The organism is Sciscionella marina DSM 45152 (genome assembly GCF_000379465.1).
GTDB lineage: Bacteria > Actinomycetota > Actinomycetes > Mycobacteriales > Pseudonocardiaceae > Sciscionella > Sciscionella marina.
The window spans coordinates 335,908-350,954 of record NZ_KB905414.1; the positions used below are offsets into that span (position 1 = coordinate 335,908).

Here is a 15,047-nt window from a genome sequence, read left to right on the forward strand (position 1 = left end):
TGTCACGTTTCCCGCTCCCCGCTTGTCTTCCCTGGCGACCGGCCAGAAACCGAGCAAGGAGCGCAGCCATGCCCCGTATCTCCCTCGACCCACCCCGAAGCCTCGCCTACCGCGTCGGCACCTGGTACACCACGCGCATGGCGGGCCGCGCGTTCGATTCGCTCAAGGCCGTCGCGCACAACCGGCGAGTGCTGTCCACCCTGCTGATCACCGAGCAGCGGGTGACCAAATGGCGCGCCCTCGACCCGAAACTCAAGCACATGGCGCTGATGGTGTCCGCGGCCCGGATCGGCTGCGCCTGGTGCATCGACTTCGGCTACTGGGAGGCCGCCGAGCTCGGCATCGCGAACGAGAAGCTGCGCAAGATCGCGGACTGGCGGTCGAACCGGGATGCGTTCGCCGAGCTCGAACTGCTCGTGCTGGAGTACGCGGAAGCGATGACCGCGACCCCGCCGCAGGTCGGCGATGGGCTTTCGGCGCGGCTCAAGGACCTGCTCGGCGAGGCGGGCCTTGTGGAGCTGACCGCGATCGTCGCATTGGAGAACTTCCGCTCCCGAGTGAACAGCGCGCTCGGGCTGACCGGCCAGGGGTTCTCCGACAACTGCGCGGTGCGCCCGGCCTACGATGAAGCCCGTGGCTGACGTCTTCGAAGAGCACCGCGGGATGCTGTTCGGCATCGCCTACCGGCTGCTGGGCAGCGTCGCGGATGCCGAGGACATCGTGCAGGACGCCTGGTTGCGGTGGGCGAAGGTCACCGAGCCGGTCGAGCATCCCAAGGCCTACCTCGCGCGCACGGTCACCAATCTGGCCATCAACCGGCTGCGCTCGGCCGCGGTCACCAGGGAGTCCTACGTCGGTCCCTGGCTGCCCGACCCCCTGGTCACCACGCCGGACGCCACCGACGGCGTGGAACTGGCCGAATCGGTATCCCTGGCGATCATGGTCGTGCTCGAATCGCTTTCCCCGCTGGAGCGCGCGGTGTTCGTGCTGCACGAGGCATTCGGCTTCGGCTACACCGAGATCGCGGGCATGCTCGACCGGTCCGCGGCGAGCGTGCGCCAGCTCGGCCATCGCGCCCACGAGCACGTACAGGCCCGCCGCCCCCGGTACGAACCCGCCGAGCAGCAGCGCAAGGAACTCACCGAACGGTTCCTCACCGCGAGCGCGGGCGGGGACATCGCCGAGATGATGAGCGTGCTCGCCCCGGATGTCACGCTCGTCAGCGACGGCGGCGGCAAGCGCAGGGCCGCGCTGCGCCCGGTGCTCGGCGCCGACAAGGTCGTCCGCTTCATCCTCGGCGTCTGGCAGAAGCTTCCCCCGTCTCCGGTGGTCAGCGGGGTCCTGGTGAACGGGGCACCCGGGATTCTGATCAGCGCGGGCGGCGAACCCGACACCGTGGCCTGTTTCGAGGTGGCCGACGGCCGGGTCACCGAGATCAACGTGATCCGGAACCCGGACAAGTTGCGCCACATCACAGCGATCTGACTTGCCAAACCCATACCTCCTGGGGGTATGTTCGTAATGACGGACATACCCCCAGGAGGTATCGATGGCAGCCACCGAGCACCCCGGCTACGCCGAGAACAAAGCCGCCCACCTGCGCAGGCTCAAGCGCATCGAAGGTCAGGTCCGCGGTCTCGCGCGCATGGTCGAGGAGGACAAGTATTGCATCGACGTCCTCACTCAGGTCTCCGCAACCACACGTGCCCTGCAATCGGCTTCCCTCGCCCTGCTCGACGAGCACCTGCGCCACTGCGTCAGCGACGCGATCTCGGACGGCGGCGACGAGGCCGAAGAGAAGATCGCCGAAGCCAACGACGCGATCGCCCGGCTCGTCCGTTCCTAGAAATTTCCGAAAGGACGAACTCTCATGAGCGAGCAAACCATCACCGTCACCGGGATGAGCTGCCAGCACTGCGTCAACGCGGTCACCGAAGAGGTCACCGAGATTCCCGGCGTCACCGGCGTCGAGGTGAACCTGGAGACCGGCGCGGTCACCGTGACGAGCGAGGCACCCGTTGCCGACTCCGCGCTCGCCGCCGCGATCGATGAGGCCGGCTACTCCATCAAGGGGTGAGCCGCCGTGCAACGGATCGAGCTCTCCCTCGGCGGGATGACCTGTGCATCCTGCTCGACACGAATCGAGCGCAAGCTCAACAAGCTCGACGGCGTGCAGGCGACGGTGAACTTCGCCACCGAGAAGGCCACGGTCAGCTTCCCCGACTCGCTCGGGCCGGACCGGCTGATCGAGACGGTGGAACAGACCGGTTACTCGGCGAGCCTCGATGCGGGCGAAACCGAGGACAAGCCGGACAACGGCCCACTGTCGCGGCTCGCGGTCTCCGCCGCGTTCGCGATTCCGGTGGTCGTACTCGGCATGGTGCACGCGCTGCACTTCGACGGCTGGGCCTGGCTGGCGTTCGCGCTGACCACCCCGGTCGTGGTGTGGGGCGCGTGGCCGATCCACCTCGCCACGGTCACCAATCTCCGGCACGCCGCCGTCACCATGGACACCCTGATCACGGTCGGGGTGCTCGCCGCGTACGGGTTCTCCGTCGTCGGCCTGTTCACCGGGGCCGCGGAGAACTACTTCGAGGTCGCGGCCGGGGTGACCGTGTTCATCCTGACCGGGCGGTATCTCGAGCACCGGGCGCGCAGCGGGGCCGGGTCCGCGCTGCGGGCGCTACTCGAACTGGGCGCCAAGGATGTAGCGGTCCTGCGCAGCGACGACGGCGAAGGTACCGAGCAGCGGGTCCCGATCGACTCGCTGCGGGCCGGTGAGCTGTTCGTCGTCCGGCCGGGCGAGAAGGTCGCCACCGACGGCGTGGTGCACTCCGGAGCCTCCGCGGTGGACGCCAGCATGCTGACCGGGGAATCGGTCCCGGTGGAGGTCACCGAGGGCGATTCGGTGGTCGGCGGGACGATCAACTCCTCGGGCACGCTGACCGTGCGCGCCACCGTGGTCGGCGCGGACACCCAGCTGGCGCAGCTGGCCAAGCTCGTCGCCGACGCGCAGGCGGGCAAGGCCAAGGTGCAACGGCTCGCCGACCGGGTCTCCGCGGTGTTCGTGCCCGCCGTGATCGTGCTCGCGCTGCTCACCCTCGCGGCGTGGCTGGCCTTCGGCGGTTCGGTGGACGAGGCGTTCACCGCCGCGGTCGCCGTGCTGATCATCGCCTGCCCGTGCGCCCTCGGCCTCGCCACGCCGACCGCGCTGATGGCGGGCACCGGCCGGGGCGCGCAGCTGGGGATCCTGATCAAGGGTCCGCAGGTGCTCGAATCCACCCGTGCCGTGAACACGATCGTGCTGGACAAGACGGGCACGGTCACCACGGGCCGGATGCGGGTGGTCGAGGTCAGCGGTGCGCGGGAGACCCTGCGTATCGCGGGCGCGGTCGAGCACTCCAGCGCGCACCCGATCGCCCGCGCGATCGCCGAGCACGCCACCCGCGAGTTCGGTGAGCTGCCCGAACCGGGCGGGTTCCACAGCCTCGACGGGCTCGGGGTCAGCGGGACGGTGGACGGTGAGCGGGTGCTCGTCGGCAGGCCCGCCCTGCTGGCCGAGCACGAGATCACGGTCCCCGCGCAGCTCGGTGAGGCCATGGCGGCCGCGCAGGCCAGCGGGTACACCCCGGTGCTCGTGGCCAGGGAGGACAAGGCGATCGGCGTGGTGACCGTGGCGGACACGGTGCGCCCGGAAGCGGCCGGTGCGATCGAGTCCTTCCGTGCGCTCGGCCTGTCCCCCGTGTTGCTCACCGGGGACAACGAGCGGGCGGCCCGCACCGTCGCCGCGACGGTCGGGATTCCCGAGGTGATCGCCGAGGTCACCCCGGCGGGCAAGGTGGAAACGGTGCGCGCACTGCAGCAGCAGGGCCGCACGGTGGCCATGGTCGGTGACGGGGTCAACGACGCGGCCGCGCTCGCCGGTGCCGATCTCGGGCTCGCGATCGGAACCGGGACCGATGCGGCCATCCAGGCCTCGGACCTGACGATCGTGCGCGAGGACCTCGGCGCGGTGGCGGACGCGATCCGGCTCGCCCGGCGCACCCTCGCGATCATCAAGGGCAACCTGTTCTGGGCGTTCGCCTACAACATCTGCGCGCTGCCGATCGCGGCGCTCGGACTGCTCAACCCGATGATCGCGGGCGCGGCGATGGCGTTCTCCAGCGTGTTCGTCGTGACGAACAGCCTGCGGCTGCGCCGGTTCAGCTAGCGGTTCCCCAACAGCGAAAGGCCCCGGACCGAACAGTCCGGGGCCTTTCCGTGTCTGGCTGTGCTCAGTCGGCGACCTTGACGCCCATGGAGCGCGCGGAACCGGCGACCACCTTGACGGCCTGGTCCACGGTCTCCGTGTTCAGGTCGGGCATCTTGCGCTCGGCGATCGAGCGCAGCTGATCCTGGGTGATCGAAGCGGCCGGGGCGCCACGGCCCGGCGTCTGCCCGCCGCCCTTGAGGCCGAGCTCCTTGCGGATGAGGAAACTCGTCGGCGGGGTCTTGTAGCGCAGCTGGTAGCTACGGTCCTCGAAGACCGTGATCACGACGGGCACGATGTCACCGCGGCTGCCCGAGGTCGCCTCGTCGTACTCGACCTTCACGCCACGCGTGTTCACACCGGTCGGACCGAGCATCTTCCCGAGGTCGACCATCGCGGCGTTGCCCGCCTCGAGCTCGAGGGTCGCCTCGAACGTGATCTTCTGCTTTGGAGGCATTCGCCTGACCCCTTAGCCCTTCAATGTCGCTGTCTCATTCAGTGTCAATAATCCCCCGCGTGCGGGCACGTGCAGGCCCGAGCAACCAGTGTACGTGACGGCCGATGACCGGCTCACAGCACCTCCCGGTCTCCCGGCGCGGCGGCCCGATCGCACGGGCCGGGGACGGGATAATCACGATCGTGCATCATGGTGGCGTTTGCGTAAGCCGATCTGAGTATCGGAACAAGCAAACGGCTATGACGATTAGGTGACATGTGACTCGCCGCGCAACCCGCGTGAGTGGTCATGCGTCTACTGGTGAGCGGTTTCGCAAGCGGCACCCGTAGGCGAGCAGCAGGACGACCTGGAGGTTATGGGCGTGGAGGACTGGCGACGCCGCTCCGGCGAGCCCGATGGGCGACCGCCGCGAGCCCCGTCGACATCCCGAGACGTGCCGCCACCCGGCCGCAGGCCCGCCCAGGATCCGGCCCGGGCGGCGCGCCAGCCGCAGTCCGGCCGCCGCGCCGAGAACGCCAAGCCCCAGGCCACGCGGCAGCAGGGAGCCAAACCCCGCAGCGGCGAGACCGAGCGCCCCTCGCCCACCCCGCACACCCAGGCCACTCGCCCGGTCGGTCAGCCGAGGTCCAGCGCGGCCCGGCGCAGGGCGCGCAACCGGCACCGCATGGGCCTGGTCAGCAAGGTCCTCATCGCCGCTCTCTCGCTCTGCGTGTTCGCGGTCAGCGCCTATGCCTGGGTCACGATCACCCGGCTGAACAACTCGCTGACCACCGCGGACATCGGCGGGCAGAAGGCACCGGACGGGTCGATGGACATCCTGCTGATCGGGATGGACTCGCGGACCGACGCCCAGGGCAACCCGCTGCCGAAGGACCTGCTCGACCGGCTGCACGCGGGATCCGCGGACGGCGAGATCAACACCGACACCCTGATCCTGGTGCACATCCCGAACGACGGGCGCAAGGCGACGGCGGTCTCCATCCCGCGCGACTCCTACGTGCAGATCCCCGGCCACGGGAAGCACAAGATCAACTCCGCGTTCGGCAGGGCCAAGAACGACGAGTTCACGAAGCTGCAGCAGCAGGGCATCAAGGACCCGCGTGAGCTCGAGGTCAAGTCCAACCAGGCGGGCGAGAAACTCACCATCAAGACGGTCGAACAGCTCACCGGAATGGGCATCGACCACTTCGCCCAGGTCAACCTGGCCGGTTTCTACGACATCTCCAAGGCCATCGGCGGCGTGCCGGTCTGCCTCAAACAGGCCGTCAACGACAAGCAGTACTCCGGCGCGGTCTTCGCGAAGGGCGAGCAGACCGTGCAGGGCGCCAAGGCACTCGCCTTCGTCCGGCAACGGCACAACATTCCCGGCGGCTCGACCGACCTGCAGCGCAACCGCCGTCAGCAGGCGTTCCTCGCCGGGATGGCGCACAAGATCCTCTCCGCGGGCACCCTGACCGACCCCGGCGCGCTGAACAACCTCATCGGCGCGGTGAGCAAATCGCTGGTGATCGACCAGGGCTGGGATGTCACCGGCTTCGCCCAGCAGATGCAGAACCTCACCGGCGGCGCGATGACCTTCTCCACCATTCCGGTGGAAAGCCTCGCGATGAAGACCGACACCGACGGGGAGGCCGTCAAGGTCGACCCGCAAGAGGTGAACGAGTTCATCCGGGGCCAGGTCGGCGAAAAGCCCGCCGCCCCGAAGTCCTCCGCCGCGGCTCCCCCCGGCCAGGCGGACAACAAGGGGACCACCGTGGATGTGCGCAACGGCACGGGCTCCTCCGGCCTGGCCGGCGCCGTACTCGACGCGCTCGGCAAGAAGGGCTTCACCAGCGGTGGCACCGGCAACTCGAGCAGCCGCTCGAGCACGGTGATCCGCTACCCGAGCGGTGGCCGGTCGGCCGCCGAAAGCGTCCGCACCACGCTCGGCGGGCATTACACCCTCGAGCAGGACACCTCGCTGCCGGACAACACCGTGCGTGTCTTCCTCGGCAACAATTACGACGGGCCCGGAGCCAGCGACGGCTCCTCCACGAGCAGCTCCTCCGGATCCTCCTCGGACAGCTCCTCGTCCAGCAGTTCTTCCTCGTCGAGCAGCTCCGCCTCGAACGATTCCCAGGCCAAACCGACCCCGCCGATGCCGCCGATCACGGCCAACGGAACGACCTGCGTGGACTGACCGCGGGGTATTGTCGACCGTACTAACACTATCGGGTGATATGCACCACCCGTTGAATGACGCAAACCCGCGTCACGGTGGCCCTGCAACGTCGTCCCACCGGGGAGCGGGCAGCCTGCCCGGTCGCAACGAATCGGCGGAGGACACCGAAACCGTGGAGATGGACATCGCCAGCTACCAGCGCGCCCTCGGCGACGAGCTGCGTCGCATTCGTCGGCAGCGCGGCTGGACACGCAAAGACCTGCAAGAGCGGATGCCCTCGGAGGTATCGCTGCAGACGCTGGCCACCTACGAGCTCGGCACGCGCCAATGCACCGTCATTCGCCTCGTCGAACTGTGCATAGCGCTCGAGCATCACCCGCATGAGGTACTCGCGCGCGTGCACGACCGCGTCTTCGGCAACGACCGGTCCGGCAAGGTCAAGATCGACCTCGGCAAGGTAGCCAAGGACGACCAGCCGGAACTGCGCCCCTTCCGCCGATGGGCGCGCGACCGGCTCGGTGAGGTCGGGGCGACCCAGGAGATCGCGCTCGATCTCCCCGCACTCGAGCAACTCGCCGCGCTGTGCGGACTGGACACCGTCGAACTGGTCAGCAAACTACGCCCGTTCACCAACCGCCCCACCGAACAAAGCGGATTCACCCCACGCTGACCCTCCCGCAGCCGAACCTCCCGCACAACGAGTCGGGCGCGATCCCCCGCGGGGTGGGATCACGCCCGACTCGACAAACCCGCCAGCTCAGCCCGCCCCGACCAGATCCTCGTCCTTCGCCAACCGAGGACTGCGGCCGAGCAGCGCGAACTCGGCGGGAGCGATCCGCCGGGTCCGGCGCCAGTAGTTGAAGGTGAACCCGGGCCAGACGGTGCGGTTCACCCCCATGCTGTCCAGGTACCAACTCGTGCAGCCACCGGTCGACCACACGCCGTTCTCCAGCTGCTGCTGCACATCCTGGTTGAACCGGTCCTGCACGGACTTGCGCACCTCGATGGCGCCCGCCTTGCCCTTGTCGACCAGCTGAATCGCCTCGCCGACGTAGCGCATCTGCTGCTCGATCATGAACACCACCGAGTTGTGTCCCAGCCCGGTGTTCGGCCCGAGCAGGAAGAACAGGTTCGGGAACCCGGCGACCGCGATCCCGTTGTGGGTCTGGATCCCGCTCTCCTGCCAGGTCTTGTCCAGCCGCTGGCCCTCGCGCCCGATCACGTCCAGGTATTCGAGCGAGTCGGTCACGTGGAATCCGGTGCCGTAGATGATCGCGTCGACCTCGTGTTCCACCCCGACCGAGTCCACCACCGAATGCTCCCGCACCTCGGCGATCCCGTCGGTGATCACGTCGACGTTGTCCCGGTTCAGGGCCGGGTAGTAGTCATTGGACTTGAGCACCCGCTTGCAGCCCATGGTGTAGTCCGGGGTGAGCTTGCGGCGCAGTTCCCGGTCCTTGATGCTCGCAGCCATGTGCTTGCGTGCCACCTGCTCGGCGAGCCGCATCAGCCACGACTGCCCGTTGAACCCGATCGCGCGCATCTCGTTGATCCAGTACAGGAAGTCGCGGTAGAGGGTCTGGGCGAACGGGATCCGTTTGAACGCCTGCCGTGCCCAGCCGGGCATGTCGTAGTCACCCTTGGGCATGATCCACGGCGGGGTGCGCTGGAACAGCTCCAGCTTCGCCACCTCGGGCGCGATCTGCGGCACGAACTGCACCGCGGAGGCACCGGTCCCGACCACCGCGACCTTCTTGCCCCGCAGGTCGAAGTCGTGGTCCCACTCCGCGGAGTGGAAAGCGGTCCCCTCGAAGCGTTCGATCCCGGGCAGCGCGGGCACGTTCGGAACGTGCAGCGCCCCGATCCCGGAGACCAGGAACTGCGCGCGGTACTCGGTACCCTCGGCGTCGTAGATGCGCCAGAAGCTGCGCTCCTCGTCCCAGCGGGCCGTCTTCACCTCGACCCCGTAGCGCATGTGCCGGTACAGATCGTGTTTGCGGGCCACCCCGCGCAGGTACTCCCAGATTTCCGGCTGCGGTGAGTAGGAGCGGCTCCAGTCCGGGTTCTGCTCGAACGAGAACGAGTACATGTGTGACTGAATGTCGCAGGCGCAGCCCGGGTAGGTGTTGTCCCGCCAGGTGCCGCCGACATCCTTGGCCTTCTCCAGGATCACGAAGTCCTCGATGCCGTCCTGCTTGAGCCTGATGCCCATGCCGAGGCCGGAAAATCCGCTGCCGATGATCGCCACCTTGGCGATCGCCTGACTTGTCGGTTCAGCCATGCCTGTGCTCCTGCCGTGCTCGAATGGCGTCCTGCGATGATGTTACTACAAGTAGGTTACCGATGGTAGATTTGATCGCGGATTCGCGTAGACTGAACCCCGTGACGGCCACCGGAAACGAACAGGCACCAGTCCGCAAACGCATGCCCCGAGCCGAGCGCGAGCGGCAGATGCTCACCGTCGCGGAGGAGATCTTCGCCGCGCGCGGGTTCGTGGCCACCTCGATGGACGAGATCGCCGAGCGGGTCGGTGTGTCCAAGCCGATGCTCTACGAATACTTCGGCTCCAAGGAAGGCCTGCTCATCGGCACCATCCGGCAGGCGCGCGCCGAACTGCGCCGCAGCACCGAGGAGGCCGTGCTCGGGGCGATCGACATCGAGGACGCCCTGCGCAAAGGGCTCGTCGCATTCTTCGAGTTCATCACGAGCCACCGCCAGTCCTGGTCACTGCTGCGCAACGAGGGCGCGCTGATGGCCAACTCGGCAGGCTCCGAGGTCGAACAGACCCGCCAGCAGCAGACCAACCTCATGACCGCGCTCATGCAGGGCTTCGCCCCCACCGTGGACGAGAAGTCCAGGGAGGCCGCGGCCGAGATCCTGGTCGGCGCCTGTGAACGGCTCGCCACCTGGTGTGAGCACCGCGACGAGGTCACTCCGGTGCAGGCGGCCGAATACATCATGCGTGCGTGCTGGTACGGCATGCTCGCCGAGTTTCGCGGGGACGCCCAGAACGCGTAGATTACCCGTTGGGAGTGATGTGGTCCTCGGTGAACCGTTCGGGAAGGGCGGCCACCGAAGGCAGGAACGGGAGGCAGCGATGCAGGAACCGATCACGATCAACTACACACGTGACGGCGACGACTGGAAACTCACCGCGACCCGCGCCGAGGAGGAACTCAGCGCCAGCGCGACCGGACTGATCGCCGCACGGGACAAGGCCGACCAGCTGGTGGAGAAACTCGCCGCGGGCGAGGAGGAAAAAACCGTCGTGCACCTGCTCGACGGCGACGCCTTCGCCTTCACCGACGCCTACCTGCACGCACGGCTGAGCACCGGGACGGGAACAGCCGCGGAACCGGCGGCAACGGAACCGGCAAAGAGCACGCCCGCGCAGGTCAACGGCACCGCACAGGCCAACGGGAAGGCTTCGGCGACCGAATCGGCGACCGCCGAGGACAGCGGTGCGGAACCGGCTCCCGCCGCCGAACCCGAGGCCGACGTCGCCGAGGCCAAATAGCCGCTAGCGGAACAGCTTGCGCAGGACGAGCAGCCCGACCAGGGCTCCGGCGCCGATCAGCGCATACTTCACCTTCGGCTCCGCCAGCTTGGCCTGCACCGTCGAACGGGCCGTATCCGCGAGCCGCTGCGGATTCGCCTTCGCGCCCAGCTGGTCGAGCGTGCCCGCGAGCGCGTCACGCGCCTGCTCGATCTCGTGTTGAATCGTCTCCGGGTCCCGCGCCACAGTTCCTCCTCGTACCCTGCTGCTGGCCAACCGTAGAGCACCGAACCCGCGAAGTGCAGTCGGGGGCTCGCTGTAGACTTCCCCGCGGAGCTGGGGCCCGTAGCCCAATTGGCAGAGGCACATGGTTTAGGTCCATGACAGTGGGAGTTCGAGTCTCCCCGGGCTCACCCGATCGGCCCGATTCCGCTCGCTGCCTCGCAGCTTCGCCAGGATCGGGTGGTGATGATGTTGGGGGACCGAGTCCCCCAAATCCCCCACGGTGCGAGCTCCGAGCAGCGCGGTGTCGGGTCGGTCAAGTAAGGGCCCCCGCGCTCAACCAGCCTGGGGGTCACCGGGAGCGCGGGGGCGGAGGCCGCCGCTGGGGTTCGACGGCTAAGACTTACGGTAGCGGAGCACGCACAACTCGTGACGCCTCCATTCGGGGGAATTTTGGCCTCCGGGTACCGACATAACGCCAGATCACCTGGGTAAACTTGCACTCTGCACGCTCGAACTTCACGAAGGTGACGGTAGGGTTCCCCCATGGACAACGCGGCCGAGCAATCGAATCCGGTGCCCGGGGAGGCCGAGGCCGGACCGGGAACGGTACTGAATGCGACACCCGCCCTGAGCGCGACCGAGTTCGCCGAGCGGTTCAACGGGTACGCGCAGGCCGCACGGGCCACGGCCATGCAGGCGAAAGCGAAGAGCGACACCTACGGCGAACAGCTGGCCAACGCACGCGCCGACGTCTACGAGAAGGCCGCGGGCATGGTCGGCAGGCTGCCGCTGGACCAGGCCGCCGCGGACATGATGGGCATCGCGGGCAAGACGCACGTGCGCAAGGCGCCGCTGATGGACTTCGACAGCAGCGGCCTGCAGTACATCGCCTCGCGCGCCTGGCAGTACTGCGCGCTCACGATCGACCCGAACCTGCCGGAGCAGGCACCCGCATGGGAGTGAACGGCTGGGTTCGCTGGCTGGAGACCCGGGGCCTGTACGAACCCGGCGAACAGACGAGCACCCGCTCGGATTGGCGCAATCTCGCCGTCGTTTCCGTGCTCTGGTTCCTCGGGGCGGGGCTATTGCTCGCCTTCCTCGTGTTCGCGCGGTGACACCCGATACCGTGGCGCCATGACGGAACGGTTGTCAGAAGGCCAGCAAGCGCCCGCGTTCACCCTCCCGGACTCGACCGGGAAGCAGATCTCCCTCGCCGACTACAAGGGCGGCAAGGTGATCGTCTACTGCTACCCGGCGGCAAGCACCCCGGGCTGCACCAAGGAAGCGTGCGACTTCACCGAAAATCTCGCCCTGCTGAACGAGGCGGGGTACGCGGTACTCGGAGTTTCCCCGGACAAGCCGGAAAAGCTCGCCACGTTCATCGCCGAAGAGAACCTGACCTTCCCGCTGCTCTCCGATGTGGACAAATCCATGATGACCGCATGGGGCGCGTTCGGCGAGAAGAAGAACTACGGCAAGGTCGTGCAGGGCGTCATCCGCTCGACCTTCGTGGTCGACGAGCAGGGCCGCATCGAACGCGCGCTGTACAACGTGCGCGCGACGGGCCATGTCGCCCGGCTGATCAAGGATCTCGGCGTCTAGACCGGACAGCTTCTGTGCGGGGGCTCGCGTCCGCTCACGTAGATGGCCGTGGTCAGCACGGGCAACACCGAGCAACGCGAGCCCACCGGTACTCAACTGCGGTGACCGGAATCCGAGCGGGAGCTCGCCATCACGGCAGAAACGCCCTGATGTTCTCCGGGACCTCACGGTCGAATGTCGCCCCGTTGAACGACCCGCCACGGTAGAAAACAGTCTGTTCGAACTGCGCGGCCGCATGGAAGACAGCGTTGTCGAAGTCGGCGCCCCTCCTGAACAGACTGTGTCCGAACACCGCTACCGCGTTCCCTGATTCGCCAGCATGGAATGTTGTCCGACGGAACCGCGATTCATGGGTAAACATCACGTTGTCGAAGAACGCATTGGCATGAAATACCGTTCCGCTGAAGTCCGATATTCCACGCATCGTCGCATTACTGAAGCGGGCATCGTATCGAAAATCGGAATCCCAGAACACAGCGTGCCCACCAAAATCAGCGCGACTAAAATCAGCGATCCCCCGGAAACGCGTCACCGTCTTAGAGCCATCTCCACTGAAGTTGGCATAATCCAGAAACACCGCACCCCCAAAGGAGCACGAATGGAATTCGCATCCAGAAAAACCCGTAGTGCCGTTAAATTTCGTGTTATTAAACAGAACTGAGTACCTGAATTCTGCTCTCGCGAAGGAACTGGAGCCATGGAATTCGGCCTCATCGAATCGGATGTCTCCAGCGAACTCAGTACCATCGAAAACACAATCGCCGACAAACTGCGCGTCCACGAACGAAGCATCAGCCAGCTCACAGCCACTCAACGTGAAGTCGATGAGGGTCGCACCGTCGAGATCGAGGGACATCTCTGGCCAGAATTCCGACCCAGGTGAGAGGTGTTTGGCGAGCACTCGTTGCGCCGCGATCCGTACCTGTCTCTCACCGGCTGCCCCATCAGGATCGTATGGCATCCGCAGGTAGGCGCACAGCACGTTGACGATGGTCTTTCGCTGCCCGGTGATCTCCTGCGCCAACCGCTCGAGTGCGTAGATCCCACCAAGCCGTACTGCTGCTTTGTCGGATCCGATCTGATCCACGGCACTGGTATAGAGCTCATTGATTCGTCGCGCTTCGGCGTCACGTTCGGTGGCGGCCGCTGCCGAACGTTGCTGGGCCAGAGCACGTTCCTGCCGGTCGTGGTCGGCCTCGATCGCGCGCTGGCGTCGCCAAGCGAGGTAGAGGGCGAACACGCCACCGCTACCTGCACCGACACTGAGGCCGATTTTCACGGCGTCCAGCACGCCCGACATTCGCCGGTCAGCGGGCAACCAGCTCGCTTCGATCCACCACACCAAGCCGCCGCCGACCGCGATCGTCAGCAGCACCGCCGCACAGGTGACCAGCAACAACGACCGACCGGTCACCGTATGCGAGTCAGTCGAGTGCGGCTCCTCAGCCGGCAAAGCCACCCCGCTCAGGACTCGGCGAAGGTGCGCAGCGCAGGGAGCAGTTCACGCAGTGCGCGCCCGCGGTGCGAGAGCTCGTCCTTGCGTTCATCGGACAGTTCCGCCGCGGTGTACCCGGGTTCCTCGAGCGGGGCGAAGATCGGGTCGTAGCCGAACCCGTTGGTGCCACGAGGTTCGCGCACGAGGCGGCCGGGCCAGGTACCGCGTACGACGGTTTCCTGACCATCCGGCCGGACCAGGGCCGCGGCGCTGACGAACGCTGCGCCGAGCCGTTCCTCGGGAACGTCGCGAACCTGGGCGAGCAGCAGTTCGAGGTTGGTCTTGTCCTGGCCGTGTTGCCCGGACCAGCGCGCGGACAGCACACCGGGCATGCCGTTGAGCGCGTCCACGGCGAGCCCGGAGTCGTCGGCGACCGCGGCGAGACCGGTGGCGCGCACCGCATCGCGTGCTTTGTCGAGGGCGTTCCCCTCGAAATCCGGTGCAGTCTCGGGGGCCTCGTCGAAGGGCGGGACGGAGTTGAGGTCGAGCAGCTCGAGTCCGATTCCCGCGGCGGCGAGGATGCGTTCGAGCTCGACGCGCTTGTGCTGGTTGCGCGTGGCGATCAGCAAGGTGCTCATTTGCCCTTGCCCTTCCCACCGGATTTGTTCGCCGGGGGCTCGGGCAGTTCGCCGGGGTAGGGCGCCTCGAGCGCGGCGGCCTGGATCTTGCAGAGCTCGTCGCAGCCCGCGGTGGCCAGGTCGAGCATCTTGTCGAGGGTGGAGCGGGGGAAGGTGGCGCCCTCCCCGGTGCCCTGCACCTCGACGAGGGTGCCCGCGTCGGTGGCGACCACGTTCATGTCGACCTCGGCGCGCGAGTCTTCCTCGTAGGGCAGGTCGAGCCGGACCCGCCCGTCGACCACGCCGACACTGATCGCGGAGACGGCGCAGGAAAGCGGTTTCGGGTCGGCGAGCGCTCCGGCGGCGCGCAGCCAGGTGACGGCGTCGTGCAGGGCGACGTAGCCACCGGTGATCGCCGCGGTCCGGGTTCCGCCGTCGGCCTGCAGGACGTCGCAGTCGATCACGATGGTGTTCTCGCCGAGCGCGGCGAGGTCGATGCAGGCGCGCAGCGATCGGCCGACGAGCCGGGAGATCTCGTGGGTGCGCCCGCCGATCTTGCCCTTGACGGATTCGCGGTCGCCGCGGGTGTGCGTCGCGGAGGGGAGCATCGCGTACTCGGCGGTCACCCAGCCGAGCCCGGAGCCGGTGCGCCAGCGCGGGACCCCTTCGGTGACACTCGCGGCGCACAGCACGCGGGTGTTGCCGAACTCGACGAGTACCGAGCCGGCGGGCCAGTCCTGGAAGCCCCGGGTGAGTTTGATGTCCCGAAGCTGGTCATCGTTTCTGCCATCGGTGCGAGCCACGC

General features: G+C 67.3%; 18 protein-coding genes and 1 tRNA gene. 13 read left to right on the top strand and 6 right to left on the bottom strand.

Features of this window, described 5'->3' with window-relative positions; all coding sequences use genetic code 11:
- Positions 1–68 precede the first annotated feature (68 nt).
- The 5 genes from A37U_RS0131390 to A37U_RS0131410 all read left to right on the top strand — a co-directional run bounded on the left by A37U_RS0131390 (position 69) and on the right by A37U_RS0131410 (position 4,210).
- Positions 69–641: a carboxymuconolactone decarboxylase family protein gene (locus tag A37U_RS0131390; RefSeq protein WP_020500646.1), complete on the top strand. Its 573-nt coding sequence runs from the start codon at positions 69–71 to the stop codon at positions 639–641.
- A complete protein-coding gene (locus A37U_RS0131395) occupies positions 625–1,485 on the top strand; it encodes a sigma-70 family RNA polymerase sigma factor (RefSeq protein ID WP_040589125.1) in 861 nt (286 codons plus the stop codon). Before A37U_RS0131390 ends, A37U_RS0131395 begins: the two co-directional genes overlap by 17 nt.
- Before the next feature lie 64 nt (positions 1,486–1,549).
- Positions 1,550–1,846, top strand: a complete 297-nt coding sequence (locus tag A37U_RS0131400) for a metal-sensitive transcriptional regulator (RefSeq protein ID WP_020500648.1) — start codon at positions 1,550–1,552, stop codon at positions 1,844–1,846.
- Between the two features lie 24 nt (positions 1,847–1,870).
- Positions 1,871–2,077 carry a heavy-metal-associated domain-containing protein gene (locus tag A37U_RS0131405; protein ID WP_020500649.1) on the top strand — a complete coding sequence of 69 codons (207 nt, stop codon included), beginning with the start codon at positions 1,871–1,873 and terminating at the stop codon, positions 2,075–2,077.
- Between the two features lie 36 nt (positions 2,078–2,113).
- A complete protein-coding gene (locus A37U_RS0131410) occupies positions 2,114–4,210 on the top strand; it encodes a heavy metal translocating P-type ATPase (protein WP_063712864.1) in 2,097 nt (698 codons plus the stop codon).
- Between the two features lie 64 nt (positions 4,211–4,274).
- Here the strand turns inward: A37U_RS0131410 and A37U_RS0131415 are convergent, their stop codons facing one another.
- The gene (locus tag A37U_RS0131415; RefSeq protein WP_020500651.1) at positions 4,275–4,706 is read right to left on the bottom strand and encodes an uL11 family ribosomal protein; all 432 of its coding nucleotides are present in this window, start codon (positions 4,704–4,706) and stop codon (positions 4,275–4,277) included.
- 433 nt (positions 4,707–5,139) lie between these two features.
- Here A37U_RS0131415 and A37U_RS46310 point away from each other — a divergent pair, with 433 nt between their 5' ends.
- Positions 5,140–6,885, top strand: a complete 1,746-nt coding sequence (locus tag A37U_RS46310) for an LCP family protein (RefSeq protein WP_020500652.1) — start codon at positions 5,140–5,142, stop codon at positions 6,883–6,885.
- 154 nt (positions 6,886–7,039) lie between these two features.
- The gene (locus A37U_RS0131425) at positions 7,040–7,537 is read left to right on the top strand and encodes a helix-turn-helix domain-containing protein (protein ID WP_026197797.1); all 498 of its coding nucleotides are present in this window, start codon (positions 7,040–7,042) and stop codon (positions 7,535–7,537) included.
- Between the two features lie 87 nt (positions 7,538–7,624).
- Here A37U_RS0131425 and A37U_RS0131430 read toward each other — a convergent pair whose 3' ends face one another.
- Entirely contained in the window at positions 7,625–9,148 is a 1,524-nt protein-coding gene (locus A37U_RS0131430; protein WP_020500654.1) for a flavin-containing monooxygenase, read from the bottom strand.
- Between the two features lie 143 nt (positions 9,149–9,291).
- Here A37U_RS0131430 and A37U_RS0131435 point away from each other — a divergent pair, with 143 nt between their 5' ends.
- Positions 9,292–9,885 carry a TetR/AcrR family transcriptional regulator gene (locus A37U_RS0131435; RefSeq protein WP_020500655.1) on the top strand — a complete coding sequence of 198 codons (594 nt, stop codon included), beginning with the start codon at positions 9,292–9,294 and terminating at the stop codon, positions 9,883–9,885.
- A 79-nt stretch (positions 9,886–9,964) separates the two neighbouring features.
- A complete protein-coding gene (locus A37U_RS49200; RefSeq protein WP_040589256.1) occupies positions 9,965–10,384 on the top strand; it encodes a hypothetical protein in 420 nt (139 codons plus the stop codon).
- Positions 10,385–10,387: 3 nt separating this feature from the next.
- On the opposite strand, the gene A37U_RS0131445 is transcribed toward A37U_RS49200, so the two are convergent.
- Positions 10,388–10,609, bottom strand: coding sequence for a DUF3618 domain-containing protein (locus A37U_RS0131445; RefSeq protein ID WP_020500657.1), 222 nt, complete (start codon positions 10,607–10,609; stop codon positions 10,388–10,390).
- Positions 10,610–10,702: 93 nt separating this feature from the next.
- Here A37U_RS0131445 and A37U_RS0131450 point away from each other — a divergent pair.
- From A37U_RS0131450 to bcp, 4 genes are all read left to right on the top strand, one after another.
- Positions 10,703–10,776 (top strand) — tRNA-Leu (locus A37U_RS0131450).
- A gap of 355 nt (positions 10,777–11,131) precedes the next feature.
- Positions 11,132–11,551, top strand: a complete 420-nt coding sequence (locus A37U_RS0131455) for a hypothetical protein (RefSeq protein ID WP_020500658.1) — start codon at positions 11,132–11,134, stop codon at positions 11,549–11,551.
- Positions 11,542–11,703, top strand: a complete 162-nt coding sequence (locus A37U_RS51125; protein ID WP_020500659.1) for a hypothetical protein — start codon at positions 11,542–11,544, stop codon at positions 11,701–11,703. Before A37U_RS0131455 ends, A37U_RS51125 begins: the two co-directional genes overlap by 10 nt.
- Before the next feature lie 19 nt (positions 11,704–11,722).
- Positions 11,723–12,190 carry a thioredoxin-dependent thiol peroxidase gene (gene bcp, locus A37U_RS0131465; RefSeq protein WP_020500660.1) on the top strand — a complete coding sequence of 156 codons (468 nt, stop codon included), beginning with the start codon at positions 11,723–11,725 and terminating at the stop codon, positions 12,188–12,190.
- Between the two features lie 130 nt (positions 12,191–12,320).
- Here the strand turns inward: bcp and A37U_RS48755 are convergent, their stop codons facing one another.
- The 3 genes from A37U_RS48755 to rph form a co-directional block, all read right to left on the bottom strand.
- Entirely contained in the window at positions 12,321–13,589 is a 1,269-nt protein-coding gene (locus A37U_RS48755) for a pentapeptide repeat-containing protein (protein WP_157183135.1), read from the bottom strand.
- Positions 13,590–13,654: 65 nt separating this feature from the next.
- The gene (rdgB, locus tag A37U_RS0131475; protein ID WP_020500662.1) at positions 13,655–14,263 is read right to left on the bottom strand and encodes an RdgB/HAM1 family non-canonical purine NTP pyrophosphatase; all 609 of its coding nucleotides are present in this window, start codon (positions 14,261–14,263) and stop codon (positions 13,655–13,657) included.
- A complete protein-coding gene (gene rph / locus A37U_RS0131480; protein ID WP_020500663.1) occupies positions 14,260–15,045 on the bottom strand; it encodes a ribonuclease PH in 786 nt (261 codons plus the stop codon). The genes rdgB and rph overlap by 4 nt, the downstream gene beginning before the upstream one ends.
- Between the last annotated feature and the right edge of the window lie 2 nt (positions 15,046–15,047).